This window comes from Leifsonia sp. PARNA 1/14, from assembly GCF_055720965.1.
Genome location: NZ_JBVQSP010000002.1, coordinates 725,825 through 752,374, shown reverse-complemented (window position 1 = coordinate 752,374; position 26,550 = coordinate 725,825). Strand labels below are relative to the sequence as shown.

The window sequence follows — 26,550 nt, the reverse complement described above, 5'->3', positions numbered from 1 at the left end:
TCTCGGCTCTGGATCAGGTGGACGGTCGTCCGGCCTCGGTCGCGGACACGTCGGTGCGGTGGAAGTTGAGGTACGAGCGCGAGGCCGTCGGGCCGCGCTGGCCCTGGTACCGGGAGCTGTACTCGGCCGACCCGTACGGGCGCTCGGCCGGCGAGGTCAGCCGGAAGAAGCACATCTGGCCGATCTTCATGCCCGGCCAGAGCTTGATCGGCAGCGTCGCGACGTTGCTCAGCTCGAGCGTGACGTGACCCGAGAAGCCGGGATCGATGAAGCCCGCGGTGGAGTGCGTGAGCAGACCCAGCCTCCCGAGCGAGCTCTTGCCCTCGAGCCGCGCGGCGACGTCGTCGGGAAGGCTGACCAGCTCGAACGTCGACCCGAGGACGAACTCGCCGGGGTGCAGGATGAACGGCTGGTCGGGGTCGACCTCGACGAGCCGGGTCAGCTCGGGCTGGTCCTCGGCCGGGTCGATGAACGGGTACTTGTGGTTGTCGAACAGGCGGAAGAAGCGGTCCAACCGCACATCGATACTCGACGGCTGCACCATCGCCGGCTCGTACGGCTCCAGCGCGATGCGCCCGGCGCCCAGCTCTGCCTTGATGTCACGATCCGAGAGAAGCACGCGCTCAGCCTACCGGGTGCGGCGCCGCCGACGTCGGCGCCGCCGTAACGGTCGGATGCGTGACGTAGCCTGGTGCGATGAGCACCACCGTCCCGACAGCCGCCGTCCGGATCCGCCCGGCCGTCGACGGCGAGTACGCCGCGATCGGCGAGCTCACCTACGCGGCGTATTCGCACGACTACACCGACCTCTCCGACGACTACCGTCACCAGTTGCGGCACCCCGAGGCGCTCCTCGGTGCGTTCGATTTCTTCGTGGCGGAGGACGAGGCCACGGGTGCGCTCCTCGGCACGATCGCCGTGCTGCGCGCCGGGCACGACCAGCACGGGCGCATCGCGACGCACGAGCTCTACTTCCGCCTCCTGGCCACCCACCCCTCCGCACGTGGGCGTGGTATCGGCGTCGAGCTGACCCGTTTCGCGATGGCGGAGGCGCGGCGTCGCGGACAGCGCGCGGTCGTGCTGAACAGCGGACCGGAGATGCTGGGCGCGCACGCCCTCTACCGCAAGCTGGGCTTCAGCAGGCAGTCGGAGCGCGAGGACGTGATCGTCCTCCCCGACGGCCGGCAACTGGAACTGCTGACGTTCATGCTCGAGCTGGGGGCCTGAGCACGGGCTCGACCGCCCCGATCAGTCCGCGACGGTCGACCGCTGACGCACCAGCGCCGCCGCTCCGACCGCGATGTACAGCGCGGCGGCCGCGACGAATCCCACGGACATCACGAACGACAGCCAGTCGCTCCCGGTGAACAGGGTGCCCACGCCGGCGAGGAACGTCAGGATGATCACGACGAATCCCCACAGCCCGGCACGCTGGGCGACCCCCGCGCGGCGTGTGGTCGTCCAGACCCGAACAGCCACGACGATGAGGCCGATGCCGACGAGCCCGTGGAGGCCGACGAGGATGCTCGCGAAGACGCGGGCGGCGCCGTCGTTCTCGTCGGGGCTGCCGATGAGGTTCGCGCCCATCCCGAGCAGGAACTGGACGGCGAGCGCGCTGAGGGCCTCCCTGGAGCGCCGCACCAGGTCGGCGGCGGCACCGGTGGAGGCAGGAGCGGAGGAGTTCGGGATCGTGGACATCGGCGTCCCCTTTCGTCACGCCCATTCTGTTCGCGCGAGCGGGTGCTGTCAGGAGGTGAGTGGAGTAGATCCCGCTACTCTCCGGGGAGTACTGCCCAGCGGGATGTGTCCGCTCAGTACGGGCAGACCAGCCCCCGCGCCTCGTCGGCGTCCATCCCGCGGATTTCGTCGACGAACGTCCCGAAGTGGTGCTCCGGCCGGTAGCCGATCTCGTCCCAGCCCGCGGTCGGCTGCAGCTGCGGTGTCGCCGAGATGTCCAGGCCGAAGCGCTCGACGACCTCTCGGGCGCCGGGGAAGAGACGCTCGGCCGTTCCCACCGGGTCGGCCTCCCAGCCGGCGATGTCCTCCGCGGCGAACGCGTTCGGGCGCACCGCGTCGACGATCAGCTCTGCGCCGGGGGTCCGGGCCAGATAGTCGATGCTGCGGAGCGCCGCCTGCAGGACGTCGCGCCGGTCGACGCCGATCCCCAGGAGGCGCGCGCCGTACTCCTGGGGCCAGTCATCGGTCCACGGTGTGAACGCCGCCGGGCGGAGGGCCACGTACGACAGGCCCGAGCGCCGGTGCTGGTACGCGAGCAGTTCCTCGCCGATGCGCTTGGTGAAGCCGTACTTGTCGTAGTGGTCGTGCCACGCCTGCGACGACAGGAACAGGACTCGCGCCCCCGTCGCCACCGCCGCCTGCGTCATCCACATGGTGCCGTCGACGTTCAGCCTCCAGAAGTCGACCTCCGTGCGCACGCCGGTGTGGATGCCATGCCACGCCGCGGTGTGCACGATGACGTCGCAGCCCCGCGCCGCCCGCTCCAACCCGACACCGATCTGCACGTCGACCTGGTGGAAGACGATCTCGGGATGCCGGTCGAGCCACGCGGGCTTCACGATGTCGGAGACCACCAGCTCGTGCCCCGCTTCGAGCAGCGGACCGCTCAATCCGCGACCGACGTTGCCTCCGCCACCCGTGATCAGAATCCTCATGCGCGCATCATACGAGCAGGGGTCGAGCCGCGGTCCGGCTGACGGGCGATCACGTGCGACGGGACGCCGCGGCGATCAGGGCCACCCCGCCCAGCGCCGCCCCCACCGCGCCCAGCGCCCGCCGGTTGCGCGATGCCCAGGCCTGGACGCTGGTCGTCTTGGACCGGTCGCCGAACGGCCCGTGCATGCCGTGGTCGACCGTCCGGTCCGCCGGCTCCCACAGGTTGGCGGGCTGATCGGCCGGCCGCGGTTCGTCGGTCTGCTGCGACTGATAGCCGGTCGCGCCGAGGTATCGGTCGAGGAGGCCGGGGATCAGCCGGTTGCCGATGATCGTCTGCACGGTCGAGATGCCCACCCAGTACGCGCGCCGCGGGTGCACCGCCGCCCGGACGATGGAACGGGCCGCCACCTCCGGCTGGTAGATCGGAGGCACCGGCTGCGCCTGGTTCGGAAGCCGCGAGAGCAGCCACCGGAACTGCGGCGTGTTCATGGCGGGCAGGTGCACCATCGTGATCGCGACGTCGCTGTGGTCGTGCATCAGCTCGGTGCGCACCGACTCCGTGAACCCGACGATCGCATGCTTGGCGCCGCAGTACGCCGACTGCAGCGGGATGCCGCGGTAGGCGAGCGCCGAGCCGATCTGCACGATCGTGCCGCGGCCTGCCGGGCGCATCCGGCGCAGCGCCGCCATCGTCCCGTACACGAAGCCGAGGTAGGAGACCTCCGTCGTGCGGCGGAACTCGTCGGGCTCGATCCTGCCGAGCTCGGCGAAGACGGACGAGAAGGCGCAGTTCACCCACACGTCGATGCGTCCCCACTCGGCGACGACGCGCTCCGCGGCGGCCTCCACGGCGTCGGCGTCGGCCACGTCGACAGGCACCACCAGCGCCCGGCCGCCCGCCGCGCGCACCTCCTCGGCCGCACCGTCGAGTCCCGCCTCGCCGCGGGCGAGCAGCGCCACGCTCGCCCCGTTGCGCCCGAACTCGACGGCGGCCGCGCGGCCGACGCCTCCGCTCGCGCCCGTCACGACGACGACGGCGCCCTCCAGGGTGTCGATCCCGTTCATCCGCACTCCTCACTCTCGGTCCCCCGTTGCGTTCTCTTCTCGATGGGGATGCTCCGCGCGACCTCCGAATCCGGTCAACCCCTTGCGTTCCCGCACAGGCGGGCATTGCATCCGTTTCGAGGCGTCGGGACAATCAAGGAAGGTTCGAACATGACCGTCAAGCTGAACCGCAAGGCACTCGAGCACGCCCGCTCCCTCGTGGAGAAGGGCTCGGTCGTCCATGACGAGCGCGACGACTGGAGCGAGCACGCGCCGAGCGCGGACGACGAGAACGCCTTCATCGAGAAGCACGGCTGGGACGAGTACGCGCTCTGGCACCTGGGCGAGGACGCGGAGGCGAGCGCGGAGACCAAGGGGCGGTTCAGCTTCCCCTACGGCGACTTCCGCAAGACCCACCGCTGCGCCGTGATCTCGCTGGAGAGCCGTGCCGCGCAGAACGACCACGACGACATCGCGAAGGCGTCGAAGAAGCTCCTCGAGCAGATCGACGAGGACTGACCCGGGCGAAGGGGCTGAACGATGAGCACGATCACCTCGGGCGGCGTGGACGTCCGCACCCTGGCCGACGCCCTCGCCGACCGGGTCGACGGGGAGGTGCGCTTCGACGACGGCAGCCGGGCGACCTACTCCACCGACGCCTCCAACTACCGGCAGCTGCCGATCGGCGTGGTGGTGCCGCGCACGGTCGAGGCGGCGGTGGAGGCCATCGCCGTGTGCCGGGAGCACGGCGCACCGGTGCTGAGCCGCGGCGGCGGCACGAGCCTCGCCGGCGAGTGCACCAACCACGCGATCGTCATCGACTGGAGCAAGTACTGCAACCGCGTGCTCTCGGTCGACCCCGACGCGCGCACGGCGACCGTCGAGCCCGGCATCGCGCTCGACGACCTGAACGCGGTGCTCGCGCCGCACGGCCTCCAGTTCGGGCCGAAGCCGGCCACGCACTCGCACTGCACGCTCGGCGGGATGATCGGCAACAACTCCTGCGGGTCGAGCGCCCAGGCGTACGGCAAGACGGTCGACAACGTACGCCGCCTGGAGGTGCTGACCTACGCGGGCGACCGGTTCTGGGCGGGCCCGACCTCCACCGCGGAGCTCGAGCGCATCCGGCACGCCGGCGGCCGGGTCGCCGAGCTCTACACCGCGATGCGCGACCTCGCCGAGACGAAGGGCGACCTGATCCGCGAGCGCTACCCGCGCATCCCGCGCCGGGTCTCGGGCTACAACCTCGACTCGCTGCTGCCGGAGTTCGGGTTCGATGTGGGGAAGGCGCTGGTCGGCTCGGAGTCCACCCTGGTCACCGTGCTGCGCGCCGAGCTCGACCTCGTGCCCGTGCCGCCGACCCGCACCTTCCTCGTGCTGGGCTTCCCGAGCATCGAGGACGCCGCGGACGCCGCGACCGCGATCGCCGCGCACGACCCGCTCACGATCGAGGGCCTCGACAGCGTGCTCGTGAACGATCAGAAGACCAAGCGGCAGAACGTGGAGGCGCTGCACCTGCTCCCGGAGGGCGACGGCTGGCTGGTGGTCGAGTTCGGCGGCCAGACCAAGGAGGAGTCGGACGAGAAGGCGCGCGCGATGGTCGCCGCGCTCCAGGACCGCGACGTCGTGCCGCACGATCGCGAGTTCGACGACGAGGCCCACCAGAAGGAGATCATGGAGGTCCGCGAGGCCGGCCTCGGCGCGACCGCGTGGATCCCCGACCGCCAGGACACCTGGGAGGGCTGGGAGGACGCCGCCGTGCCCCCCGAGCACCTCGGCCGTTACCTGCGCGACTTCAGCGCCCTCCTCGACGAGTTCGGGTACGAGAACGTCTCGCGCTACGGGCACTTCGGCCAGGGTTGCGTGCACTGCCGCATTCCGTTCGACCTCGTCACCGAGGAGGGGATCGCGCACTACCGCGCCTTCATCCAGCGCGCGGCCGAGCTGGTGGCGCGCTACGGAGGGTCGCTCTCGGGCGAGCACGGTGATGGGCAGTCGCGCGGAGCCCTGCTCCCGGTGATGTTCGGCGAGGAGGTCGTGGAGCTGTTCGAGCGCTTCAAAGCGCTGTTCGACCCGGAGAACCGGATGAACCCGGGCAAGGTCGTGCACCCGTACCAGCCGACAGAGAACCTCCGCCTCGGCGCCGGCTACGGGCCGAAGGTCGACGTCGAGCTGCACTTCTCGTACCCGAAGGACCGCGGCCGGTTCGACCGCGCGGCGCTCCGCTGCGTGGGCGTCGGCAATTGCCGCAGCCACAGCGGCAACGTCATGTGCCCGTCGTTCCGCGCCACGAACGAGGAGGAGCACTCCACGCGCGGCCGATCGCGGCTGCTCTTCGAGATGCTGGAGGGGCAGTACCGCGAGAGCCCCATCACCGACGGCTGGCGCTCGACCGAGGTGCTCGACGCCCTCGACCTGTGCCTGTCGTGCAAGGGCTGCAAGACCGACTGCCCGGTGAACGTCGACATGGCGACCTACAAGGCCGAGTTCCTCTCGCACCACTACGAGGGGAGGCTGCGCCCGGCCGCGCACTACACGATGGGCTGGCTGCCCATCTGGGCCCGGATCGCGAGCGTCGCGCCGTCGCTGGTGAACCGGCTCGCGCGCATCCCCGGGCTCTCCCGCGCCGCCAAACGGCTCGGCGGGGTGGAGCCCGACCGGCCGGTGCCGCGGTTCGCCCCGCAGCGCTTCACCGACTGGTTCGCCGCCCGCCCGCCCGCGCCTCCCGCTCCACTCGGCGACGTGATGGTCTGGCCGGACACCTTCACCGACAACTTCCACCCCTCCATCGGCCGCGCCGCGGTCACCGTGCTGGAGGACGCCGGCTACCGGGTGATCCTCCCGCCGGGACACCTCTGCTGCGGACTGACCTGGATCTCCACCGGCCAGCTCGCGACGGCCGGCCGGATGCTCGCGCACACCGCCGAAGTGCTCGCGGACGCACTCGGCCACGCCGACTCCCCCGAAGGCGCCGTACCCCTCGTCGGGCTGGAGCCGAGCTGCCTCGCGGTCTTCCGCTCGGACGCACCCGAGCTGCTGCCGGACGACCCGAACGTCGCGGCGGTCGCCGAGCGGGCGACCTCCTTCGCGGAGCTGCTGCAGCGGACGCCCGACTGGTCCCCTCCGCACATCGGGGGCACGGCGGTCGTGCAGCCGCACTGCCACCAGCACGCGGTGGGCGGCTTCGGCGCCGACCAGGCGATCCTCGACAAGGCCGGGATCGAGACGACCACGGTGGAGGGCTGCTGCGGTCTCGCGGGCAACTTCGGCTTCGAGCGCGGCCACCTGGACGTATCGGCGGCGGCCGCCGAGCACGCGCTGCTCCCCGCGATCCGGGAGGCCGGTGCGGGAGCCCGGGTGATCGCCGACGGCTTCAGCTGCCGCACGCAGGTCGAGCAGCTCGGCGGCACCGCCGGTCTGGGCGACGCCTCGCGGCCACTGCATCTCGCGGAGGTCCTCGCCCTGCAGCTCGGCGCCCGCCGCGGCACCCCGGCGCGGGTGGACCGACCGGGCCGGACCGCCGAGCGCATCCCGGCCCCGGCGGTCGAGCGGGCACTGTCGTCCGACCGGGTGAAGCAACGGTCATGAGCGCCCGCGTGACCGGGGCGCTCCCGGCCGTCGATGAGGTCGGGACGCGGGTGTTCCGCATCCCCACCGACGCGCCGGAGGCCGACGGCACGGCCTCGTGGCAGAGCACGACTCTCGTCGTGGTCCTGCTGCGGGCGGGCGACGTGACCGGGCTCGGCTACACGTACAGCTCGGCCGCGGCGGCCACGGTGGTCGACGATGAGCTGGGGCCCGTCGTGCGGGGCCGGTCGCTCACGGACCTCGGGGCGATCGTCGCCGACCTGGAGCACGTCCTCCGCAACCCGGGGCGCCCGGGGATCGGAGCGTGCGCGCTGTCCGCCGTCGACGTCGCCCTGTGGGACGCTCGTGCCCGGGGCGCTGGGCCTGCCGCTGGCCGACCTGCTCGGCCGTGTGCGCTCGTCCGCGCCGGTCTACGGCAGCGGCGGATTCACGACGTACGACGACGAGCGCCTGCGCGATCAACTCGCCGGCTGGGCGCGCGAGGGCTGCCGGTGGGTGAAGCTGAAGATCGGCGAGTCGTGGGGCACACGGATCGAGCGCGACCTCCACCGGGTGCAGGTCGCCCGGCAGGCGATCGGCCCCGGCGTCGGACTGTTCGTCGACGCCAACGGCGCCTACGACGTCGGCCAGGCGCTCCGGGTGGAGCGCGCGCTGCGCGACTTCGACGTGACCTGGTTCGAGGAGCCGGTGAGCTCCGACTACCCCGACCAGCTCGCCGCCGTGCGCGCGGGCGCTGTGGCCGACGTCGCGGCCGGAGAGTACGTGTACCGGCCGTCCGACGCGGTGGCCCTGCTCGGTTCGGTGGACTGCCTCCAGCTCGACATCACCCGCTGCGGCGGCTACAGCGGCTGGCTGCAGCTGAGCTCGCTCGCCGCGGCTCACGGGGTCCCGGTGTCGGCGCACTGCGCGCCGCAGCTCGCCGCGCACGCAGGCTGCGCGACCCGCGGCTTCCGGCACCTCGAGTACTTCCACGACCACGCGCGGCTCGAGAAGGAGGTGTTCTCAGGCACCCTGCCGCTCGTGGACGGGACGCTCACGCCTGATCGTCGCCCGGGTCACGGGCTGGCGCTGCGGGACCACCCGGCCACGGGCAGGATGGAGGGAACCCGAATCCCGTCATCCCACCCGTGACCAGCTATGCCCGGCCGCCCGCGTGCTGGAGCGCCGGCGACACGACCATTCCGCGGCCGGCGGTCTCCAGACGACCGTCCTCGTCCACGACGACCAGCCCACTCGAGCTGGAGGCCGACTCCGCCAGGAGCTCGATCCAGTCGCGGTTCACGCTGGGCGTCCGCGAGCCGGAGAACTTGAAGTAGAGAGGGATGGACGGGTCGAGCCAGATCGTCGAACGGCCGTCGCCGATTTCCGGAGCGTCGCGCCACGACATGGCGAAGCTCTCCCGCCTGCGCAGTTTGTTGACGATGACGATCTGCAGGTGCAGCAGCAATCGGTCCTCGAACTCGATCACGTTCGAGTCGTAGATCAGCGAGCCCATGCAAAACCTCCCTCGGCACTCCTTTCACGCGCAAGTGTGATCCGATTCGCGCAGAAAGTCGATGCCCCGAGGGGGTCCGAATCCGGGGAATCGCCGGTTACTGCCGCAGCATGGCCGTCAAGTGCAGCAGCTCCGGTTCGACGAGGTGGTCGTGGGCGTCGTCGCCGCCGACCACGCGGATCACACGGATGGTCCCGGTGAAGTCGTTTCCGGTCGGGGGATAGTCCGGGACCACGCGGGTGCCCGCGTCGCGCCCGACGTCGTTCGTCTCGTCGAGGTTGAACGACGTGATGTGCGTGCGTTCGACCCGTCCGGAGGCGACCGACGCGCCGTCGACGAAGAGGGTGACCGTTCCGCCCTTGCCGACGCCGCCGCCGTCGTAGGCGAACTCCATCCGGAGCTGGTGCTCGCCCGGCGGGACCACCTCCGGAGCCGCTATCCGCGTGATCTGGTAGCCGACGAAGTTGTAGGCGTAGGCGAACGCGCCGTCCTTCAGGTACAGCACCCACCCTCCGGTCAGGCCGCCCTGCCCGACGATCACGCCCTCCGCACCGCTGTCGGGGATGACCACCTCGGCCGTGATCGAGTGCGACCGGTTCTTGAGGCCGACGACGTTGTCCTCGGTCAGCGAGCGCATCCCGGCGAAGAGCAGTTGCTCGTCGCCCTGGACCAGTTCGGGGCGGCCGGCCAGCCTCGGCGTGAGCCGTTCGAGCAGCCGGTCGTCGAGCGGGAAGACACCGAACCGGCTCGCCTGGATGAAGAACAGCCGCTGCAGGGCCGCGAGCCGTTCGGGCTGCTCGGCGGCGAGGTCGTGCGCCTGCGTCCAATCGGTGCCGCCGTCGTAGAGCTCCCAGACGTCGTCTTCGAACGCCGGCCCGCTGCCGGTGAAGTGCCAGGGCGTGCGGTGCTTCGTCACGGCCGACCAGCCGCGGTGGTAGATGCCGCGGTTGCACATCATCTCGAAGTACTGGGTGTCGTGCGCCTCCGGCGCCTCCGCGGCGGCGAACGTCGGGATCATGCTGGTGCCGTGCATCGGCTCCTGGGTCACGCCGTGCACCGTCGACGGCGCCGGGATGCCGGCGGCCTCCAGCACGGTGGGCGCCACGTCGATGACGTGCGAGAACTGCGACCGGAAGCCGCCGCCGTCGGCGATCCCCGTGGGCCAGTGCACGATCGTCGCGTTGCGGGTGCCGCCCCAGTGCGACGCCACCTGCTTGGTCCACTGATAGGGCGTGCAGAACGCGTGCGCCCAGCCGACCGCGTAGTGCGGATACGACTCGGGGCCGCCCCACTTGTCGAGTTCGGCGGTCATGACCTCGGCGGTCTGGAGGTCGTCGCCGCCGTTCGGTGAGACCATCGCCTTGAAGGTGCCATCGATGCCACCCTCCGCGGAGGCGCCGTTGTCCCCGATGATGTAGAAGACGAGCGTGTCCTCGAGCAGTCCCTGCTCCTGGAGGGCGTCGATCAGCCGGCCGATGTGGTGGTCGGTGTGCGCGAGGAAGCCGGCGTAGTTCTCGGCCTGCCGGCGCAGCACCGGCTTGAGGTCGTCGGGCATGTCGTCCCAGGCGGGGATCTCGTCGGGCCGGCCGGTCAGGTCGGCGTCCGGGCCGATCGCACCGACCTCCTTCTGGCGTTCGAAGGTGCGCTCGCGGAGCGCGTCCCACCCGTCGTCGAACCTCCCGCGGTACTTCTGCGACCATTCGGCGGGCACGTGGTGCGGCGTGTGCGTCGCGCCGGTCGCGACGTAGGCGAAGAACGGCTTGTCGGGCGCCAGCGCCTTCTGCTCGCGGATCCACTCGATCGCCCGATCGGCCAGGTCCTCGGTGAGGTGGTACCCCTCCTCCGGAGTCCGCGGCGGGTCGACCGGCGCCGTGCCTTCGTGGAGCGCCGGGTAGTACTGGTTCGTCTCGCCGCCGATGAACCCATAGAAGTGCTCGAACCCGTTGCCGGGGCTGGGCCAGCGGTCGAACGGGCCGGCGGGGCTGGTCTCCCACTGCGGCACTTCGTGGCACTTGCCGAAGTGCGCCGTCGCGTAGCCGTTCAGGCGGAGGATCTCCGCGAGCGGCTGCATCGAGTTCGGCCGGACGGACGAGTATCCCGGGGCGCTCGTCGCCAATTCGGTGATCGACCCCATCCCGACCGCGTGGTGGTTGCGCCCGGAGAGCAGGGCCGCGCGCGTCGGCGAGCACAGCGCCGTCGTGTGGAACCGGTTGTACCGCAGACCGACCGCGGACAGACGCTCGGCCGTCGGCATGTCCACCGGGCCGCCGAACGCGCTGGACGCGCCGAACCCGACGTCGTCCAGCAGCACGATCAGGACGTTCGGGGCGCCCCCAGGTGGCCGCAGCCGCGTGATCGGCGGATACGCGGTGTCCGGGTCCTTCGCGTCGAAGGTCGTGAAGGCGGCCGACCGCCGATCCGGGATCGGAAGCACTGCCCTCTGAACATCGTCGGCCATCGTCGACACCCCTCACTGAACCTCGTCGTGCCCATCGGTCTCACCGGAGATGGTCGACCGGGAGGGGCCTCCGCGTCTAGAGGTGTTCCGGTCAGGTCGGGAGGCCGCGCAGATAGGAGGCGTAACCGTCGGGCGCGCGGCCGACGAGACGGCTCGACGTTGTGACGGGATGACGCTCGCTCTCGGCGACGGCGTGGTGGGCGGCCCGCAGGCGCGCGACCAGGTCCACGTCCTCGCCGACGAAGAGCGGGAGGAAACCGCCGACCGCGAAGTAGGCGCTTGCTCGGACACCGAGGTTGGCGCCGTGGACGTGACCGAGGGTCGCGCCGGGGGGATGCGTGCGCTCCCATGCCCGCCGGCGGAGCTCGTCGAGGTCGGTCAGCCGGGGGACGACCGCGCCGACGTACGCGTCGGCCTCCTTCGCCGTCCGGAGGTGCTCCCGCAGCCACGAGCGCGGCACGGCGCTGTCGGCGTCGGTGAACGCGAGCCAGGTCCGCTCCGGTGGGGCGCCTGCGGCGGCGCAGCCGGCGACGACCGCGTCGTGACGGCTGCGGCCGACGTTCCCGTGATCCCGCTCGATCACGAGGGTGCTCGCGAAGCGACGGGCGACCTCCGCCGAACCGTCGGTGCAGGCGTCCAGCACGAGAACGACGGACGACGGGACGGCGACTGCTTTGCGGGCGACCTCGATCGAGTGGAGGCAGTCCGCGAGCGTGGCCTCCTCGTCGCGCGCGGGCACGGCGATCAGCACGTGATCGACCGTCATCCGAAGACCTCCAGGAGGAACTCCTCGTCGTGGTGCTGCACCAGCACGCGCAGCCCTGTGCGGTTCGCGAATGCGGCGTGGGCGTCCCACCCCGACTGGGCGAAGTCGTCCGCGTGACCCGTCCAGTGGCAGAGCACCACGTGGCCGCCCTCGGCGAGCGATCCCATGATCCTGTCGATCGTGACCGCCCACTGGTCCGCGGCGAGGTAGTAGGCGACCTCCGAGACGACGATCAGGTCGAACGGCCCGTCCGGCCACTGCTCGGGAACGCGCATGCGCTCGATCGCGACGTTCGGGAGGTCCGCGGTCCGCTCGGTCGCGAGCGCGACCGCCGTCGGAGCGCTGTCCGCGCTCACGAGCGTCTCGCACCGCGCGGCGAGCAGCGCCGAGAGCTCGCCGATCGAGCACCCGATCTCGAACCCGCGGCGGTAGCTCTCGCGCGGGAGGACCGCGCACGTGATCGAGCGCTTGCGTCGCTCGTACCACCGGGTGCGCACCGACCACGGGTCGCCGTTCGCCCGGTGCAACGCCTCGAAGTGGTCCTCGACGACGCTCGCCTCCGGCTCGAACAGCACCTCCCTGCCGTTCACGGCGCGCTCGACGAAGGCCTCGGTGAGCACACCGTCGGGGCTCGCCGCCGTGTGCATCTGACTCGCGAACGCCGAGAGCGCGACACGCTTGCGCGCCCGGGCGCATGCGGTCAATTCGACTTCGCTCGCCCGCTCCCACGGCAGGTCGTCGGGCGAACCCCACTGCCACAGCCAGACCGGGTACAGCAGGAGATCGTCGCCGTGCACCGCGCACGCGGCGGCCACCTCGCGGCCGAGCGTCCGATGGTCGCCGTGCCGGTCGCCCGGCCACGGCGCCAGTACCAGAGTGGTGTCTCCGCGACGGGACGCGAGAGCCAGGTCGACCCCATCCCGGAGCAGATCGGCCTCGTGCTTGAGGCCCCCGTCGGTCAGGCCGAGCACGGTCAGGTCGGTGGTCGACCCGAGCAGCGACAGCGCGGTCTGCAGCTCGACGACCCGCTCCTCCCGCTCGTTCGTCGCGACGACCACCGAGATGTCGATGCCGCGCTCACCGGCGAGGGCGAGGAGGCCGCCCACCCCGAGCGTCTCGTCGTCGGGGTGCGCGGAGAAGACGACGATCCGGGTGTAGCCCGCGAGCCACTCGCCGGTTCGACGCGGCACGGACTCCCAGCGGGGCGTGTCCTCCCAGGCGTCGAACGGGGTCGTCGCGACGCGGGGGTCGAAGCTCACCATGCCAGCAGCCCTCCCGTCAGGCGACCCGCCAGCGACGCGTCGTCGCGGCCGCGGTGGTACTGGGAGACGTAGAGCTCGAGGTCGGCGCAGCGCCGCGCCAGGCTCTCGTCGAACGCCAGCGCCGCCGGGCCGAGGACGTCGCGCGCAGCGTCGAGGGTCGCGACGACCGCGTCGGCGACCGTGCCGCGCACGGCGTGGGCGAGCACGGCCGCATCCGGCACGTCGCCCGAGTCGATCCGCGCCGCCGCGTCGTCCAGGGCCAGCCGGCCGGCGTCGAGGCGACGGTACAGTGCGCCGGCGCGTGCGGCGAGGAGCGCGTCGTCCGGGCGTTTGCGCGTCCGCGCGACGAGAGCGTCGACGACCGGGAGGCAGCCGCCCCACCAGCAGGCGGCCACCCCGATCGCGCCCCAGCGGAAGCCGGGCCGGTCGAGGTACCAGCCGTCGCCTCCGACAGGTCGCGCCGGCGTGTTGTCGAAGGAGGTCGGCCCGCTGACGACCTCCGCGAGGCCCCGCGCGACCCACTGAGCCGGTTCGACGGTGACGCCGGGCGCTCCCAGCGAGACAGCGAACATGCGGCGAGCGCCGTCGGGAGTGGTCGCCGTGACGAGCGCGCTGGTGAGCCGCGCGGCCAGCGAGCACCAGGGCTTGCGGCCCTGCAGCACCCACCGGTCCTGCTCCGGGCGGGCGACCAGCACGTCGCCGGGCGACTCGGCGGCGAACACGCCCCAGGTCGTGCCGGTCTCCGGCTCCGGCGCATCGGCCTCCGCGAGGATCGCCACCGCGTCGAGGTGCGGTTCGATCACCCGGGCGGCCGTGACATCCACGGCGGCGATCCGGGCGAGCCCGCGGAAGCGCTCCGCTGTCCGGCCCGAGCCCGGAAGCGGCAGCAACGTGCCGGGCGGCGTCGCCCGCAGGACCTCCAGCAGCGGTGCGACGCTTCCGCCGGAGCTCGCTGCGGCATCGACGTAGGCCGCGACTCCCATGATCCCGGCCTGCTCCATGACATCCACAGTCGTCCGGGAGCGCGCGCGTTCAACCCCCTTGCGCGGCCCGGCCGTCCGTGTGCGCAGCGAGCGCGGCCGCGCTACGCGCCTCGCGGCGGGTGTCAACCGGTGCTGCGGTCCGAGCCGCCGCGGTTCAGTGGCGAGCGAGACCACAACCGACTTCGAGGAGGAGAACCATGAAGGCCGTCGTCTACAAAGGACCGCGCGATGTCGCCGTCGAGGAGGTCGAGGACGCGAGGATCGAGCGGCCGCTCGACGCCGTCATCCGCATCACGACCGCGAACATCTGCGGGTCCGACCTGCATCCGTACGAGGGCCGGGCCGAGATGGAGCCCGGCATGGTGTTCGGGCACGAGAACATGGGCATCGTCGAGGAGGTCGGAGCCGGTGTGGACCGCATCAAGGTCGGCGACCGGGTTTCCGTGCCGTTCAACCTCGCCTGCGGCACCTGCCGCAACTGCAATCTCGGCTACACCTCCGCCTGTCTGCGCGCGAACCCGTCGGGCAACCCGGGCGCCGGCTACGGCTACCCGAAGATGGGGCCGTATCGCGGCGGGCAGGCCGAGTTCCTCCGCGTGCCGTGGGCGGACTTCAACCTGCTCGAGCTGCCGGAGGGCGACCAGTGGGAGACCGACTTCACGATGCTGTCGGACATCTTCCCCACGGGGTACCACGGCGTCGAGCTGTCCGGCTTCCGCACCGGCGAGACGGTCGCGATCTTCGGCGGCGGCCCGGTCGGTCTGATGGCCGCGCACAGCGCCATGCTGCGCGGGGCCTCCCAGGTGTTCGTGGTCGACAAGGAGGACGACCGGCTCTCGCTCGCCCAGACCTTCGGCGCGACGCCCGTCTCGCTCGCCGACGGGGACCCCGTCGAGGCGATCATGGACGCGACGGACGGCTTCGGCGTCGATCGGGGCGTGGAGGCCGTCGGCTACCAGGCCCACGACGCCTCCGGTCACGAGCATCCGGAGCTGGCCCTCGACAACCTGGTGAGCGTGGTGCGCGCCACCGGTGGCATCGGCATCGTCGGCGTGTACGTCCCGGAGGATCCGGGTGCGGCCGACGAGGGGGCGAAGGAGGGGCGGGTGCCCTGGAACTTCGGCGCCGCCTGGGAGAAGGGCATCGCGTTCGGCACCGGTCAGTGCCCGGTCAAGCGGTACAACCGCGAGCTGCGCGACCTCATCATCCACGGCAAGGCGACGCCCAGCGCCATCGTCTCGCACGAGCTGCCGCTGGACGAGGCGCCGGACGCCTTCGCGCACTTCGACGCCCGCGACGACGGCTGGACCAAGGTTCTGCTGCACCCGGCGAGCGCCTGATCTCCTGGGCGAGGTCCGGGCAGGCCGAAGGGCGCGCCGTCGGGAGCGCGCCCTTCGGGGTCGGGAGGCTCAGCGGGTGGCCGGGCGCCGGTTCTCGGCGCTCACCATCCACGCGAGCTGCTCCAGCCGTTCGATGATCTGGTGCAGCAGGTCGGCGGAGGTCGGGTCGGCCTCGTCGACGTCGTCGTGCACCGAGCGCATCGTGCGCACCACGGTCTCGAGCCGGTCGGTGATGAGGTCGACCGCGTCGGCGGTGTCGATCTCGCCGTTCGGGAGCTGCGCCAGCGCGGTCGTCTCGGCGACCGTGCGCGACCGGCCGTCGGTCGTCGCGTGCAGCGCGCGCAGGCGCTCGCCGACCGCGTCGCTGAACTCGCGTGCGGCCTCCACGATCTCGTCGAGCTGCAGGTGGAGGTCGCGGAAGTTGCGGCCGACGATGTTCCAGTGCGCCTGCTTGCCCTGCAGCGACAGTTCGATCAGGTCGACCTGCACGCGCTGGAGGTCGCTTGCGAGCGACGCCGAGGCGACGAATCCGTTCTCCGCGTTCTCGCGACGGGTCTCGTGCTCACCGGGTGCGGCCCCCCTGGCGCGCGTCGTGCGGGGCGCGGCCGCGGCCTTCGACTTGCTGTCGGTCTTCGAGGTGGTTGCCATGTGGTCTCCTTCTCGTGGCTCTGACGGGGACCGTAGGCCGGGCAGGGTGCGCCTCCCAAGGGGTTGACCTCCCGGCGAAGTGTGATGTTGCGCTCAGCAGGGGCCGTGCGCCTGCTGAAGACCCGTTCAGCCAGGGTTGGAAGCGCGTGGCACCGGTGGGAACGTCTGGGATATGAACGCCGCATCCCGCACTGCCGGTCACACGTCCGGAATCCGCACGACCGTGATGATCGTGGCGGGCGTGGCGGCGGTCGCGATCACCGGGGCCTTCGGGCTGTGGCCGTACGCCGCCTCCGTCGGCTGGGCGGTCGCCTGCGCCGTCTACGTCACGTGGGTGTGGGTCACGATCCCGCGCATGGGCGGCACCGAGACGCAGCGGCACGCCTCGGCCGAGGATCCGTCCAAGACCACGAGCGACACGCTGCTGCTGATCGCCTCCGTCGCCAGTCTCGCAGCGCTCGTCCTCCTGCTCGGACAGACGAAGAGCGCGTCCCCGCCGGGAAAAGACCTGATCGCGCTTCTCGGCGTGGCCTCCGTCGGGCTCTCGTGGTTCTTCATCCACACGCTCTACACGCTGAGATACGCGGTGCTGTACTACAGCGAGCCCGGCGGCGGGAAGCGCGGGATCGACTTCAACGAGGACAGTGCGCCCCGCTACCTCGACTTCGCGTACCTCTCGTTCACTATCGGGATGACGTTCCAGGTCTCTGACACCGACATCTCCAGCAAGCGGATCCGGGCGGCGATCCTGCGTCACATGCTGCTGTCGTATCTGTTCGGCGCGGTGATCATCGCCGCGTCTGTGAATGTCATCGCGAGTCTGGCCTCCTGAGGCGTACCTCGGCACGGAGGCTTGACCGTCGTCCGCGTTGCTGCAATAGTTAGGCATATGCCTCAGTTTTACTCGCAGCTCGACGCCGTGCTCCGCGCCCTCGCGGACCCCACGCGCCGGTCCGTGGTGGAACGGCTCGCGAAATCACCCGCGGTGGTGTCCGAGCTTGCGGCCCCGTTCGACATGGCGCTGCCGTCGTTCATGCAGCACCTGCGCATCCTCGAGGCGGCGGGCGTCGTCGACTCGGAGAAGCACGGGCGCGTGCGCACCGTGAGCCTGCGGCCCGGAGCGCTCGACGTGCTGAACCTCTGGCTCGGTGAGCAGCGCACCCCCGCAGAGCGCCAAGCCGACCAGCTCGGCGTCCACCTCGCTCTCACCTCCACTCGTCCCACCTCTTCGAAGGAGAACTGACATGACCCGCGTCCGGATGGACCTCTTCACCTCGCTGGACGGCTACACGCCATCCGATGCGAGCCCCGACTCACCGATGGGAGCCGACTGGGGACGGCTCACCGCCGCCTATGCCGCGACCCGCACCTTCCGCGCGAAGATCTTCGGCGACACGACCGGCGCCGGCACGACCGGCCTCGACGACGCGTATGCGGTCGCCTTCTTCGACGGTATCGGCGCCGAGATCATGGGCGCAGGGATGTTCGGCCTGCACTCCTTCCCCGACGACCCGGAGTGGAGGGGCTGGTGGGGCGACGAGCCGCCGTTCGGCACCCCGGTGTACGTCCTCACGCACGATGCGCCGCGCCCCGACCTCCCCGTGGGCAGCACGACGTTCCACTTCCGCGACGCCCCCATCGAGGAGGTGCTCGCCGAGGCGACGGAGGCCGCAAGCGGCAAGGACATTCGCGTCGGCGGCGGCTACGGCACCGCCCGCGAATTCCTGCGAGCCGGCCTCGTCGACGACCTGCACCTCATGGTCGCGCCGATCTTCCTCGGCCGGGGCCACCGCATCTGGGACGACCTCGCCGGGTTCGACCAGACCTACACCGTGCGCTCGGAGGCCGCCGACAGCGGCGTCATCCACGTCACCCTGACCCGCTAGGAGCACCCGATGACCATCGAACGCCGCCTCGCCCGTTCCGGATTCACCCTCACCCGCGACTATCCCGCGCCTCCCGAGCGGGTCTGGGCCGCCTTCGCCGACGAGAGCCAGAAGCTCAGCTGGTGGGGAGCCGGCGACGACGCCGAAGACCGTGAGTGGGCCTTCGACTTCCGCGTCGGCGGTCGCGACATCGCCGAGGCCCAGTTCCACGACGGTCCGCTCTCCCGCTACGAGGCGACCTACACCGACATCATCGAGCTCGTCCGCATCGTCACGACCTACGACATGTGGCTCGACGGCGATCACATGTCGACGTCGGTGGCGTCGCTCGAGTTCGAGCCGATCGACGGAGGCGCCGGCACGCGGTTCACGCATGTGGAGCACGGCGTCTTCTTCGACCGGTTCTGGGCCGACGGCGTCGGCCGCGAGCGCGGGACGCTCGGCCTGCTGGAGGCGCTGGCCCGCTACCTCACGTGACGCGGCACCCCAGACCCCGCTCTGTCCGACGCCTCCGCGACGACCGCGAACGGAGTAACCTGCGTGAGGTGACGGATATGCAGACGATGGTGCGCGTCGAAGTGACTATCGACGGAAGGTCGTTCTTCCTGGCCCAGGACCAGGAGGCCGCGGACCTGCGCCGGCGGATCGAGTCCGCGGTGGCCACGCCGGGCGCCTTCGTCACCTTCATGGTGGTCGGCAACCGCGAGGTCAGCGTGCTGATCACCGGGAGCAGTCACGTCGTCTTCACGGTGGAGACCGTGGAGTTCGACGCGCGCGACACCGGCGACAGCGAATTCCCGTTCGGCGGCTTCTACGACTACTGAGCGTGCCCGCGGGGGAGCCGAGCGATCAACGGGACGGCTCGACCTATGGTCGGACGCCCGCCGTCCTCGCCCTCCACGACGAGACCGCGCGAGCTGTCGGCGGAGTTGCCCAAGCGGCTGAGCCACTCCCGGTTGATCGCCGGCGGACGCGAGCCCTCGAACTCGAAGTAGAGCGGAATCTTCGGATCGAGCCAGATCGCCCCGCGACCGCTCCCGAGATCGGTCGACACCATCCAGGACATGACGAACGACTCGCCCCTGCGGAGCTTGTTGACGATCACGATCTGCAGGTGAGCCAGCAACCGATCCTCGAACTCGACCACCATCGAGTCGTAAACCAGCGACCCCATCCGGTTCCGCCCTCCTCCGTAGCCCGACCTGGAACACTTTCGCAGTAGACATCGTCGTCCATACGAGAGAGTACCTGGACGGATCGGCGACGCAACCGGGATACCCCCACGAATCCGCCGCGGTTCGGGGCTGGTGCACGCGACCGGCGGCCCGGATACTGACCCCGTGGAGATTCTGCAGGTCGCGCAGCACGCCGACGACCTCGACCGCGCGGCCGCGTTCTACGAGAACCTGCTCGGGGAGGCGCCCGCCGCACGGTTCGACCCGCCTGGCCTGCTGTTCTTCAACGTCGGCATCGGCCGCCTCCTGCTCGAGAAGAGCGCTCCTTCGGCGCTCGTCTATCTCCAGGTGGACGACGTTGCCGCGCTCCTGGAGCGGCTGCGCGGCGAGGGCGTCAGGGTCATCACCGAGCCGCACGTCATCTTCACCCACACGGACGACGCCATCGGCCCGGCCGGGAACGACGAGTGGATGGCGTTCATCGAGGACAGCGAAGGCAACACGGTAGGACTCGTGAGCTACGAGCCCCGGCACGACCCGTGAAATCCGGTCGCCGTGTAAGGTGGGGGAAGTTCGTGGGGCGTCGTTGGCGCTTCATCGGACTTGATCACGCGTTTCTGATCGTGTGACCGAGACGGTCCCGCATCAGAAACCGGTCCTTCCCAGCCGGGTGTCGCGTGCGGGGCCGCCATCCACTCCGATGCCGACAGGCCGCATCCACCGCCACGTCCCGGCCCTCATCTTCCATCCGCGAGCAGCGTTGCCGCGGCACATCCCGCCTCTCGCGAGGCGAAAGGACTCACCATCACCAGCATTCCGCGGCCCTCGGCCGCACTCACCTGGCGCCAAGCCGACGACACCGTCTGGGTCGCCACCGCCGACGACGAGTACGCCGGCATCGCCGAACTCGACAACGGCCGATTCCGTGTGCTCGACAGCCGTTCGCACGCCGTCGGCACCGCACCCACGATCGCCGAGGCGGAGACCCTGCTCCGGCGCATAGAATCGCACCGCGTCCGCCGCGGCGCCCATCACCGTCCGCGCCGATTCGGGCGCGGCGACCGGAGCCGTCCACACGGCTCCCGAAGAATGAAGGAAGAAAAGATGCCCACTGGCACCGTCAAATGGTTCAACTCGGAGAAGGGCTACGGCTTCATCGCCCCGGATGACGGCAGCGCCGACGTCTTCGCCCACTACAGCGAGATCGCCTCCACCGGCGGCTACCGCAACCTCGACGAGAACCAGAAGGTCGAATACGACCTCGCACAGGGACCCAAGGGTCCCCAGGCCGCGAACATCCGCCAGGCCTGATGGATCAGGTGCCCGGCCGCGAGGCCGGGCACCTGCACTTCGCGTCGCGTGGCGCTCTCGCGGCGCACCGACGAACACTCAGCAAGCGCGCCTACGCTTGCGGCATCTCGGGCATCCGCCCACACCCTCGGCTGGGAAGTCGCCACGACACAGCGGAGGAAGCATGACCGCATCCACTCTCGGGCCGGTCCTGAAGACCCGACCTCGCTCGGAGACCCGCACGCCGGTCACCAGCACCTACAACGAGCTGCTCGGCCGGGTGCGCGGCGAAGGCCTCCTCGAACGCCGGCGCGGCTTCTACATCACGATGTTCGCCGTTCTCACTGTCGGCCTGCTCGGCGCCGCGGCCGGCTTCGTGCTTCTCGGGGACTCCTGGTTCCAGCTGCTCATCGCCGCGGCGCTGGGGCTGATCTTCACCCAGTTCGCGTTCCTGGGCCACGAGGCCTCCCACCGCCAGGTGTTCGCCTCCGGTCCTGCCAACGACCGTGCCGGGAGGCTCATCGCGACCTGGCTGGTCGGCATGAGCTACCAGTGGTGGATGACGAAGCACACCCGCCACCACGCCAACCCGAACACCGAGGGCAAAGACCCCGACATCGCGTTCGACACGATCTCGTTCACGGTAGAGGACGCCGCCAAACAGCGGGGCCTGCTCGCCGTGATCACGCGCCGGCAGGGCTACCTGTTCTTCCCGCTGCTCCTCCTGGAGGGGGTGAACCTCCACGTGACCTCGGTCCGGTCACTGCTCGTGCGCGGGCCCGTCGAACGCCGCCGCAGCGAGCTGGTCGCGATCGGGCTGCGCCTCTCGATCTTCGTGACGATCGTGTTCCTGATGCTGCCGGTCGGGATGGCCTTCGCGTTCCTCGGAGTGCAGCTCGCCGTGTTCGGCGTCTACATGGGCGCCTCCTTCGCCCCCAATCACAAGGGCATGCCGCTGCTGCCCGCCGGCTCCCGCGTCGACTTCTTGAACAAGCAGGTGCTGACCTCCCGCAACATCCGTGGAGGGTGGACCATGAGCGTGCTGATGGGAGGGCTCAACCACCAGATCGAGCACCACCTCTTCCCCAGCATGCCCCGGCCCCACCTCCGCCGCGCGCGCGAGCTCGTGCGGGCGCATTGCGCCGCCCACGACATCCCGTACACCGAGACGGGCCTGGTGAACTCGTACCGCATCGTCATCCGCTACCTCAACCGGGTCGGCCTCGCGGCCCGCGACCCGTTCGACTGCCCGGCCGCGGCGCGGTACCGGAGGGCGTGAGGGCTGAGCTTCAGGGGAGCGCCGCCGAATCGGCCTCGGGGCCGCGCGACCGCGGCCTACGCGCTCAGGCGCGGGTAGTCCGTGTAGCCTTCGGCGCCGGATCCGTAGAACGTCGCCGCGACGGGCTCGTTCTCAGGGTGCTCGCCCCTCCAGCGCTCGACCAGGTCGGGGTTCGCGATGGCGAGACGGCCGACGGCCACAGCGTCCGCGTGCGAGTCCTCGACCAGCGCGATCGCCTCGTCACGAGTGGTGACCGAACCGAAGCCGCTGTTCACGATGAACGGGCCGCCGAAGCGCTCGCGCAGATCCTGGACGAGTGCGCCGGTCGGGTCGCCGTGAAGGACGCTCACGTAGGCGAGGCCGAGCGGCGCGAGCCCGTCGACGACGGCCTCGTAGGTGGCGGTGGCGTCGGCGAGGTCGGTCTCGAAGACGTCCTGGATGTTGTGCATCGGCGACAGCCGGATGCCCACGCGCCCGGCGCCCACGGCCTCCGCGATCGCCGCGGTCACCTCGACCACGAAGCGGGCGCGCGCCTCCGGGGACCCGCCGTACTGGTCGTCGCGGACGTTCGAGACCGGTGACAGGAACTGGTGCAGCAGATAACCGTTGGCACCGTGCACCTCCACCCCGTCGAAGCCGGCGGCGATGGCGCTCTTCGCCGCCGCGACGAACTCGTCGCGCACCGTGGCGAGCTCTTCTGTGGTGAGCGCGTGCGGCACCGGGAACGGGACCTTGCCGGTGGTCGTGCGCGTCTCACCGTCGATCGCGACGGCGCTCGGGGCGACGATGCGGTCCGTTCCGTTGATCAGCGGGTGCGAGACGCGACCGCTGTGCATGAGCTGCATGACGATGCGACCGCCCTGGGCGTGCACGGCGTCGGCGACGGCACGCCAGCCCGCGATCTGCTCCTGCGTGACGATGCCCGGCTGGCCCGGGTACGCACGCGACTCGTGGCTCGGGTACGTGCCCTCGCTGATGATCAGGCCCACGCTCGCCCGCTGCGCGTAGTGCTCCGCCACCAGCGGCCCCGGAATGCCCGCTTCGCCTGAACGCGTGCGGGTGAGCGGCGCCATCACGACGCGGTTGGGGAGGTGGAGGTCGCCGAGCGAGACGGGGGAGAACAGATCCATCGAGGGGATGCCTTTCGGTGTGCGGGTGCGCGCCCCGGACGGGGCGGTTGCGCGGTCGGGCGCTGCCTCCGGGATCGAACGACGCTCGCGTCCGCCCTATTCCCTCCGGGCGTCGACGGCACCGGCTCAGCTCACGGCTGGCGGCCCCCGTCGCGTCGGTCGGGGGAGCCTCGAGCACCTGCTCACCACGATCCCGCCGGCGGGTTCGGCACGCCCTGCCGGCGCGTGCGCCGATCGTCGGCGTCAACTCATCGTGCGCGCGGCGTCCCGCTCCTGATCAGGATCCGGCTGGAAGCGGTAGCCCATACCGGGCTCGGTGAGGATGAACCGCGGGCGAGCCGGATCCGGTTCGAGCTTCTTGCGGAGCTGCGCGATGTAGAGGCGCAGATAGCCCGAGTCGCTGATGTGTTGCGGGCCACGTATCTCGGTCAGGATCGTGCGCTGGGTCACCAGCTTGCGCGGGTTCCGCAGCAGCAGCTCGAGGACCTGCCACTCCGTAGGGGTGAGCCGCACCGGCCTGTCCCCGTCGCCCTCCCGGACGACGACGATCTTGTTGCCGAGATCGACGGACACGTTCGCGAAGCGCACCACCGGGGTCTCGACCGCACCGATCACCCGACGGGTGAGGGCCCGGATCCGGGCCAGCAGCTCGTCGGCCGAGAACGGCTTCGCGACGTAATCGTCGGCGCCCGCGTCCAGCGCCCCCACCTTGTCCGACGAGTCGGTGCGGCCGGAGACGACGAGGATGGGCACGGTGTTCCAGCCCCGGATCGCTTTGATGACCTCCACCCCGCTGAGCTGGGGCATGCCGAGGTCGAGGATCAGCAGGTCGGGATGCTCGTCGACGACCAGGCTCAGCGCCTCCCTCCCGTTGCGGGCCAGAGCGACGTCGTACCCGTGGGCGCCCAGCATGATCCGGAGCGCTCCGAGCATCTGCGGGTCGTCGTCCGCCACGACGATCTTCATCGTCAGGCGTCCTTCACGGCTTCGGCCGCCGAGCCGTCGTCGGCCGCGCTCTGCGAGCGGTGCGCCTCGGCCTCGCGGTCGACGGGAAGCGCCAGCACCATGGTGAGGCCGCCGGCCGGGGTGTCGTCCGCGGCGAGCGTTCCGCCCATCCCTTCGACGAATCCTTTCGTGAGTGCGAGCCCGAGGCCGATTCCGGCACTGTTGTCGGTGTCTCCCATCCGCTGGAAGGGGTGGAAGATCTCCTGCTTGCGGTCGTCGGGCACACCGGGGCCGTGGTCGGCGACGCGGAGCTCGACCTGCCCGCCGAAGGTGCTGGCGCTGACACGCGGAGGTCGGCCGCCTGGGGAGTACCGCAGCGCGTTGCTCAGCAGGTTGACGATGGCACGGCGCAGCAGCACGGGATCGGCGATGACGGGCGGGAGGTCGTCCGGCACATCGATCGTCACCTCGCCCGGCTTGACAGACAACTCGTCGAGGACCAGCGGCAACAGATCCTCGAGGTCGACCGGCTGCAGCGAGACCGCGAGAACTCCGGCCTGCACCCGGCTGACATCGAGGAGGTTGGTCAGGAGGTCCGCGAGGTTGCGAAGACTGGCCTCCGCCGTGTCCAGGAGCTCGGTCTTGTCGCGGCTGGAGAGCCGGTCGCCCGCCGACCGGAGGCTCGTCACGGCCGCCGTCGCGGCCGCGAGCGGACGGCGCAGGTCGTGGCCGACAGCCGCGAGCAGCGCCGTGCGCACGCGGTCGGTGGCCTCCAACGGTCCCACCTCCTGCGCCGCGGTGCTGAGGTCGGCATGTTCGAGTGCGGCGTCGAGCTGGGTCACGATGACCGAGAGCAGACGCCGGTCACCTGCCTGCAGATCGTCACCGAACAGCTCCAGGGTCCCGCGCTCGCCCACCGGGACGCTGGTGGGGACGGCACCGGCAGGGATCTCGCCATCGACGCTCTGCACGGCGCCGTCGTCGGCGGTGAACCGCACCGCCTTCAGCCCGAACGCCTCACGGGTGCGCGAGACCAGGGACTGCACGGCGTCTCCTCCGCGGATGACGCTGCCCGCGATGGTCACCAGCAGCTCGGACTCGGCCGACGCACGGGCCGCGCTGCGCGTCCGCCGCGCCGACTGGTCGACGACCACGCTCACCAGCACCGCGATGACGATGTAGAGGGCGAGAGCGATCAGATGGGTCGGCCGGCCGATGGTGAGCGTGTTGTAGGGGCTGACGAACACGAAGTCGAGTGTCAGTCCCGACAGCACCGCCGCGAACAGGGCGGGCCAGATGCCGCCCACCAGCGCGACGACCACCACCAGCAGCTGATAGCTCAGCGCCTCCGCAGTGAGGGAGTCGCTGCTGCGGATCTGCGTCAGAGCCAGCGTCAGCACCGGTCCGGCGACCAGGGCGAGCGCGAAGCCGTAGACGCGGCGACGGACGCTCAACGCGCCGGTGCGCCGGAACCGGGGCAGGTTGCGGCCTCCCGCGGCGGCGTGCGAGACGATGTGCACGTCGATGTCGCCGGATTCGCGGATGACCGTCGCACCGACTCCGGAGCCGGTGAGGAACGCGGTGAGCCGGTTGCGCCGCGAGACGCCGATGACCAGCTGCGTCGCGTTGCTCGCTTTCGCGAAGGCGACGAGCGCTTCCGGGATGTCGGTGCCGACCACCTGGTGATAGGTGCCACCGAGTTCCTCGACGAGTTTGCGCTGGGCCGCCAGAGCGGCCGGATCGCTCTCGCGCAGGCCGTCCTGGCTCGCGACGTGCACGGCGAGCAGTTCGCCGCTCCCGGATCGTGCGGCGACCCGGGCGCCGCGGCGGAGGAGGGTCTCGCCTTCGGGGCCGCCCGTCAGAGCGACGACCACCCGCTCCCGAGCCTCCCACTTCTCCTGGATGCCGTGCTCTGCGCGATAGCGTTGCAGCGAGTTGTCGACCTCGTCGGCCAGCCAGACCAGCGTCAGCTCGCGCAGCGCGGTGAGGTTGCCCAGGCGGAAGTAGTTGGAGAGCGCTGCGTCGATGCGTGCGGCCGGGTAGACCTGACCCTCGGCGAGCCGGTCGCGCAACGACTGCGGGGTGAGGTCGACCACCTCGATCTGGTCGGCGCTGCGCACGACGGAGTCGGGGATCGTCTCGCGCTGCGGGATGCCGGTGATCTGCTCCACCACATCATTGAGCGATTCGATGTGCTGGACGTTGACCGTCGAGATCACATCGATCCCGGCGGCGAGGATCTGTTCGACGTCCTGCCACCGTTTCGCGTTCGCCGATCCGGGGGCGTTGGTGTGCGCGAGCTCGTCGACCAGGGCGATGGCCGGCCTGCGCGCGATGACGGCGTCCAGATCCATCTCGGTGAGGGTGATGCCGCGATGCTCGACCGTGCGGCGCGGCACCACCTCGAGGCCGTCCAGCAGCGCGGCCGTCGCCTCGCGTTCGTGGGTCTCCACGACGGCGACGACGACATCCTTGCCCAGGTCGTGCAGGCGATGCCCTTCTTCGAGCATCATGTAGGTCTTGCCGACCCCGGGCGCTGCGCCGAGCAGCACCCGGAGCCGGCCTCGAACTGCCATCCGACCGATCCC

The 26,550-nt window shown here is 70.8% G+C and carries 27 protein-coding genes and 1 pseudogene; 14 read left to right on the top strand and 14 right to left on the bottom strand.

Annotated features, from left to right (window positions below; genetic code table 11):
• Positions 1–13 precede the first annotated feature (13 nt).
• A complete protein-coding gene (gene dcd / locus AC0HS0_RS08725) occupies positions 14–619 on the bottom strand; it encodes a dCTP deaminase (RefSeq protein ID WP_472963221.1) in 606 nt (201 codons plus the stop codon).
• 77 nt (positions 620–696) lie between these two features.
• Between dcd and AC0HS0_RS08720 the strand changes: the two genes are divergently transcribed.
• Positions 697–1,227, top strand: coding sequence for a GNAT family N-acetyltransferase (locus tag AC0HS0_RS08720; RefSeq protein ID WP_472963219.1), 531 nt, complete (start codon positions 697–699; stop codon positions 1,225–1,227).
• A 21-nt stretch (positions 1,228–1,248) separates the two neighbouring features.
• Here the strand turns inward: AC0HS0_RS08720 and AC0HS0_RS08715 are convergent, their stop codons facing one another.
• From AC0HS0_RS08715 to AC0HS0_RS08705, 3 genes are all read right to left on the bottom strand, one after another.
• Positions 1,249–1,698 carry a hypothetical protein gene (locus AC0HS0_RS08715; RefSeq protein ID WP_472963218.1) on the bottom strand — a complete coding sequence of 150 codons (450 nt, stop codon included), beginning with the start codon at positions 1,696–1,698 and terminating at the stop codon, positions 1,249–1,251.
• Positions 1,699–1,811: 113 nt separating this feature from the next.
• The gene (locus AC0HS0_RS08710) at positions 1,812–2,672 is read right to left on the bottom strand and encodes an NAD-dependent epimerase/dehydratase family protein (protein ID WP_472963217.1); all 861 of its coding nucleotides are present in this window, start codon (positions 2,670–2,672) and stop codon (positions 1,812–1,814) included.
• A 49-nt stretch (positions 2,673–2,721) separates the two neighbouring features.
• A complete protein-coding gene (locus AC0HS0_RS08705) occupies positions 2,722–3,738 on the bottom strand; it encodes an SDR family oxidoreductase (RefSeq protein ID WP_472963215.1) in 1,017 nt (338 codons plus the stop codon).
• A gap of 150 nt (positions 3,739–3,888) precedes the next feature.
• On the opposite strand from AC0HS0_RS08705, the gene AC0HS0_RS08700 reads away from it, so the two are divergent.
• The 4 genes and pseudogenes from AC0HS0_RS08700 to AC0HS0_RS08685 all read left to right on the top strand — a co-directional run bounded on the left by AC0HS0_RS08700 (position 3,889) and on the right by AC0HS0_RS08685 (position 8,436).
• The gene (locus AC0HS0_RS08700; protein ID WP_472963213.1) at positions 3,889–4,236 is read left to right on the top strand and encodes a hypothetical protein; all 348 of its coding nucleotides are present in this window, start codon (positions 3,889–3,891) and stop codon (positions 4,234–4,236) included.
• 21 nt (positions 4,237–4,257) lie between these two features.
• Entirely contained in the window at positions 4,258–7,305 is a 3,048-nt protein-coding gene (locus AC0HS0_RS08695; protein ID WP_472963212.1) for an FAD-binding and (Fe-S)-binding domain-containing protein, read from the top strand.
• Positions 7,302–7,604, top strand: a pseudogene (locus tag AC0HS0_RS08690) (enolase C-terminal domain-like protein); the annotation flags it as partial. The gene AC0HS0_RS08695 and the pseudogene AC0HS0_RS08690, both read left to right, overlap by 4 nt.
• 46 nt (positions 7,605–7,650) lie before the next feature.
• Positions 7,651–8,436 carry an enolase C-terminal domain-like protein gene (locus AC0HS0_RS08685; protein ID WP_472963211.1) on the top strand — a complete coding sequence of 262 codons (786 nt, stop codon included), beginning with the start codon at positions 7,651–7,653 and terminating at the stop codon, positions 8,434–8,436.
• A gap of 4 nt (positions 8,437–8,440) precedes the next feature.
• On the opposite strand, the gene AC0HS0_RS08680 is transcribed toward AC0HS0_RS08685, so the two are convergent.
• The 5 genes from AC0HS0_RS08680 to AC0HS0_RS08660 all read right to left on the bottom strand — a co-directional run bounded on the left by AC0HS0_RS08680 (position 8,441) and on the right by AC0HS0_RS08660 (position 14,287).
• A complete protein-coding gene (locus tag AC0HS0_RS08680) occupies positions 8,441–8,800 on the bottom strand; it encodes a DUF7882 family protein (protein WP_472963210.1) in 360 nt (119 codons plus the stop codon).
• A gap of 97 nt (positions 8,801–8,897) precedes the next feature.
• On the bottom strand, positions 8,898–11,258 hold the full coding sequence (locus AC0HS0_RS08675) for an arylsulfatase (RefSeq protein WP_472963208.1): 2,361 nt from the start codon (positions 11,256–11,258) through the stop codon (positions 8,898–8,900).
• 91 nt (positions 11,259–11,349) lie between these two features.
• Positions 11,350–12,024 carry a glycosyltransferase family 2 protein gene (locus tag AC0HS0_RS08670; protein ID WP_472963207.1) on the bottom strand — a complete coding sequence of 225 codons (675 nt, stop codon included), beginning with the start codon at positions 12,022–12,024 and terminating at the stop codon, positions 11,350–11,352.
• A complete protein-coding gene (locus tag AC0HS0_RS08665; RefSeq protein WP_472963204.1) occupies positions 12,021–13,286 on the bottom strand; it encodes a PIG-L family deacetylase in 1,266 nt (421 codons plus the stop codon). The genes AC0HS0_RS08670 and AC0HS0_RS08665 overlap by 4 nt, the downstream gene beginning before the upstream one ends.
• Positions 13,280–14,287, bottom strand: a complete 1,008-nt coding sequence (locus AC0HS0_RS08660) for an acyl-CoA dehydrogenase family protein (RefSeq protein ID WP_472963202.1) — start codon at positions 14,285–14,287, stop codon at positions 13,280–13,282. The genes AC0HS0_RS08665 and AC0HS0_RS08660 overlap by 7 nt, the downstream gene beginning before the upstream one ends.
• 179 nt (positions 14,288–14,466) lie before the next feature.
• Here AC0HS0_RS08660 and AC0HS0_RS08655 point away from each other — a divergent pair, with 179 nt between their 5' ends.
• On the top strand, positions 14,467–15,609 hold the full coding sequence (locus tag AC0HS0_RS08655; protein WP_472963200.1) for a glutathione-independent formaldehyde dehydrogenase: 1,143 nt from the start codon (positions 14,467–14,469) through the stop codon (positions 15,607–15,609).
• 69 nt (positions 15,610–15,678) lie between these two features.
• On the opposite strand, the gene AC0HS0_RS08650 is transcribed toward AC0HS0_RS08655, so the two are convergent.
• Positions 15,679–16,257, bottom strand: coding sequence for a Dps family protein (locus AC0HS0_RS08650; protein ID WP_472963197.1), 579 nt, complete (start codon positions 16,255–16,257; stop codon positions 15,679–15,681).
• Positions 16,258–16,429: 172 nt separating this feature from the next.
• Between AC0HS0_RS08650 and AC0HS0_RS08645 the strand changes: the two genes are divergently transcribed.
• From AC0HS0_RS08645 to AC0HS0_RS08625, 5 genes are all read left to right on the top strand, one after another.
• Positions 16,430–17,089, top strand: a complete 660-nt coding sequence (locus AC0HS0_RS08645; protein ID WP_472963194.1) for a DUF1345 domain-containing protein — start codon at positions 16,430–16,432, stop codon at positions 17,087–17,089.
• 57 nt (positions 17,090–17,146) lie between these two features.
• Positions 17,147–17,500, top strand: a complete 354-nt coding sequence (locus AC0HS0_RS08640; RefSeq protein WP_472963192.1) for an ArsR/SmtB family transcription factor — start codon at positions 17,147–17,149, stop codon at positions 17,498–17,500.
• 1 nt (position 17,501) lies between these two features.
• Positions 17,502–18,143: a dihydrofolate reductase family protein gene (locus AC0HS0_RS08635; protein WP_472963189.1), complete on the top strand. Its 642-nt coding sequence runs from the start codon at positions 17,502–17,504 to the stop codon at positions 18,141–18,143.
• 9 nt (positions 18,144–18,152) lie between these two features.
• The gene (locus AC0HS0_RS08630) at positions 18,153–18,620 is read left to right on the top strand and encodes an SRPBCC domain-containing protein (RefSeq protein WP_472963187.1); all 468 of its coding nucleotides are present in this window, start codon (positions 18,153–18,155) and stop codon (positions 18,618–18,620) included.
• A gap of 77 nt (positions 18,621–18,697) precedes the next feature.
• Positions 18,698–18,967, top strand: coding sequence for a hypothetical protein (locus AC0HS0_RS08625; protein WP_472963555.1), 270 nt, complete (start codon positions 18,698–18,700; stop codon positions 18,965–18,967).
• Here AC0HS0_RS08625 and AC0HS0_RS08620 read toward each other — a convergent pair.
• On the bottom strand, positions 18,961–19,317 hold the full coding sequence (locus AC0HS0_RS08620; RefSeq protein ID WP_472963184.1) for a DUF7882 family protein: 357 nt from the start codon (positions 19,315–19,317) through the stop codon (positions 18,961–18,963). The genes AC0HS0_RS08625 and AC0HS0_RS08620 overlap by 7 nt on opposite strands.
• A gap of 166 nt (positions 19,318–19,483) precedes the next feature.
• Here AC0HS0_RS08620 and AC0HS0_RS08615 point away from each other — a divergent pair, with 166 nt between their 5' ends.
• The 3 genes from AC0HS0_RS08615 to AC0HS0_RS08605 all read left to right on the top strand — a co-directional run bounded on the left by AC0HS0_RS08615 (position 19,484) and on the right by AC0HS0_RS08605 (position 21,887).
• A complete protein-coding gene (locus AC0HS0_RS08615; protein WP_472963182.1) occupies positions 19,484–19,861 on the top strand; it encodes a VOC family protein in 378 nt (125 codons plus the stop codon).
• A 561-nt stretch (positions 19,862–20,422) separates the two neighbouring features.
• Positions 20,423–20,629, top strand: coding sequence for a cold-shock protein (locus AC0HS0_RS08610; RefSeq protein WP_179604383.1), 207 nt, complete (start codon positions 20,423–20,425; stop codon positions 20,627–20,629).
• 163 nt (positions 20,630–20,792) lie between these two features.
• Positions 20,793–21,887: a fatty acid desaturase family protein gene (locus tag AC0HS0_RS08605; protein ID WP_472963179.1), complete on the top strand. Its 1,095-nt coding sequence runs from the start codon at positions 20,793–20,795 to the stop codon at positions 21,885–21,887.
• Between the two features lie 56 nt (positions 21,888–21,943).
• On the opposite strand, the gene AC0HS0_RS08600 is transcribed toward AC0HS0_RS08605, so the two are convergent.
• The 3 genes from AC0HS0_RS08600 to AC0HS0_RS08590 all read right to left on the bottom strand — a co-directional run bounded on the left by AC0HS0_RS08600 (position 21,944) and on the right by AC0HS0_RS08590 (position 26,538).
• Positions 21,944–23,017: an alkene reductase gene (locus AC0HS0_RS08600; RefSeq protein ID WP_472963176.1), complete on the bottom strand. Its 1,074-nt coding sequence runs from the start codon at positions 23,015–23,017 to the stop codon at positions 21,944–21,946.
• A gap of 243 nt (positions 23,018–23,260) precedes the next feature.
• The gene (locus AC0HS0_RS08595; RefSeq protein ID WP_472963174.1) at positions 23,261–23,983 is read right to left on the bottom strand and encodes a response regulator; all 723 of its coding nucleotides are present in this window, start codon (positions 23,981–23,983) and stop codon (positions 23,261–23,263) included.
• A 2-nt stretch (positions 23,984–23,985) separates the two neighbouring features.
• Positions 23,986–26,538, bottom strand: coding sequence for a DUF4118 domain-containing protein (locus tag AC0HS0_RS08590; protein ID WP_472963173.1), 2,553 nt, complete (start codon positions 26,536–26,538; stop codon positions 23,986–23,988).
• Positions 26,539–26,550 lie beyond the last annotated feature (12 nt).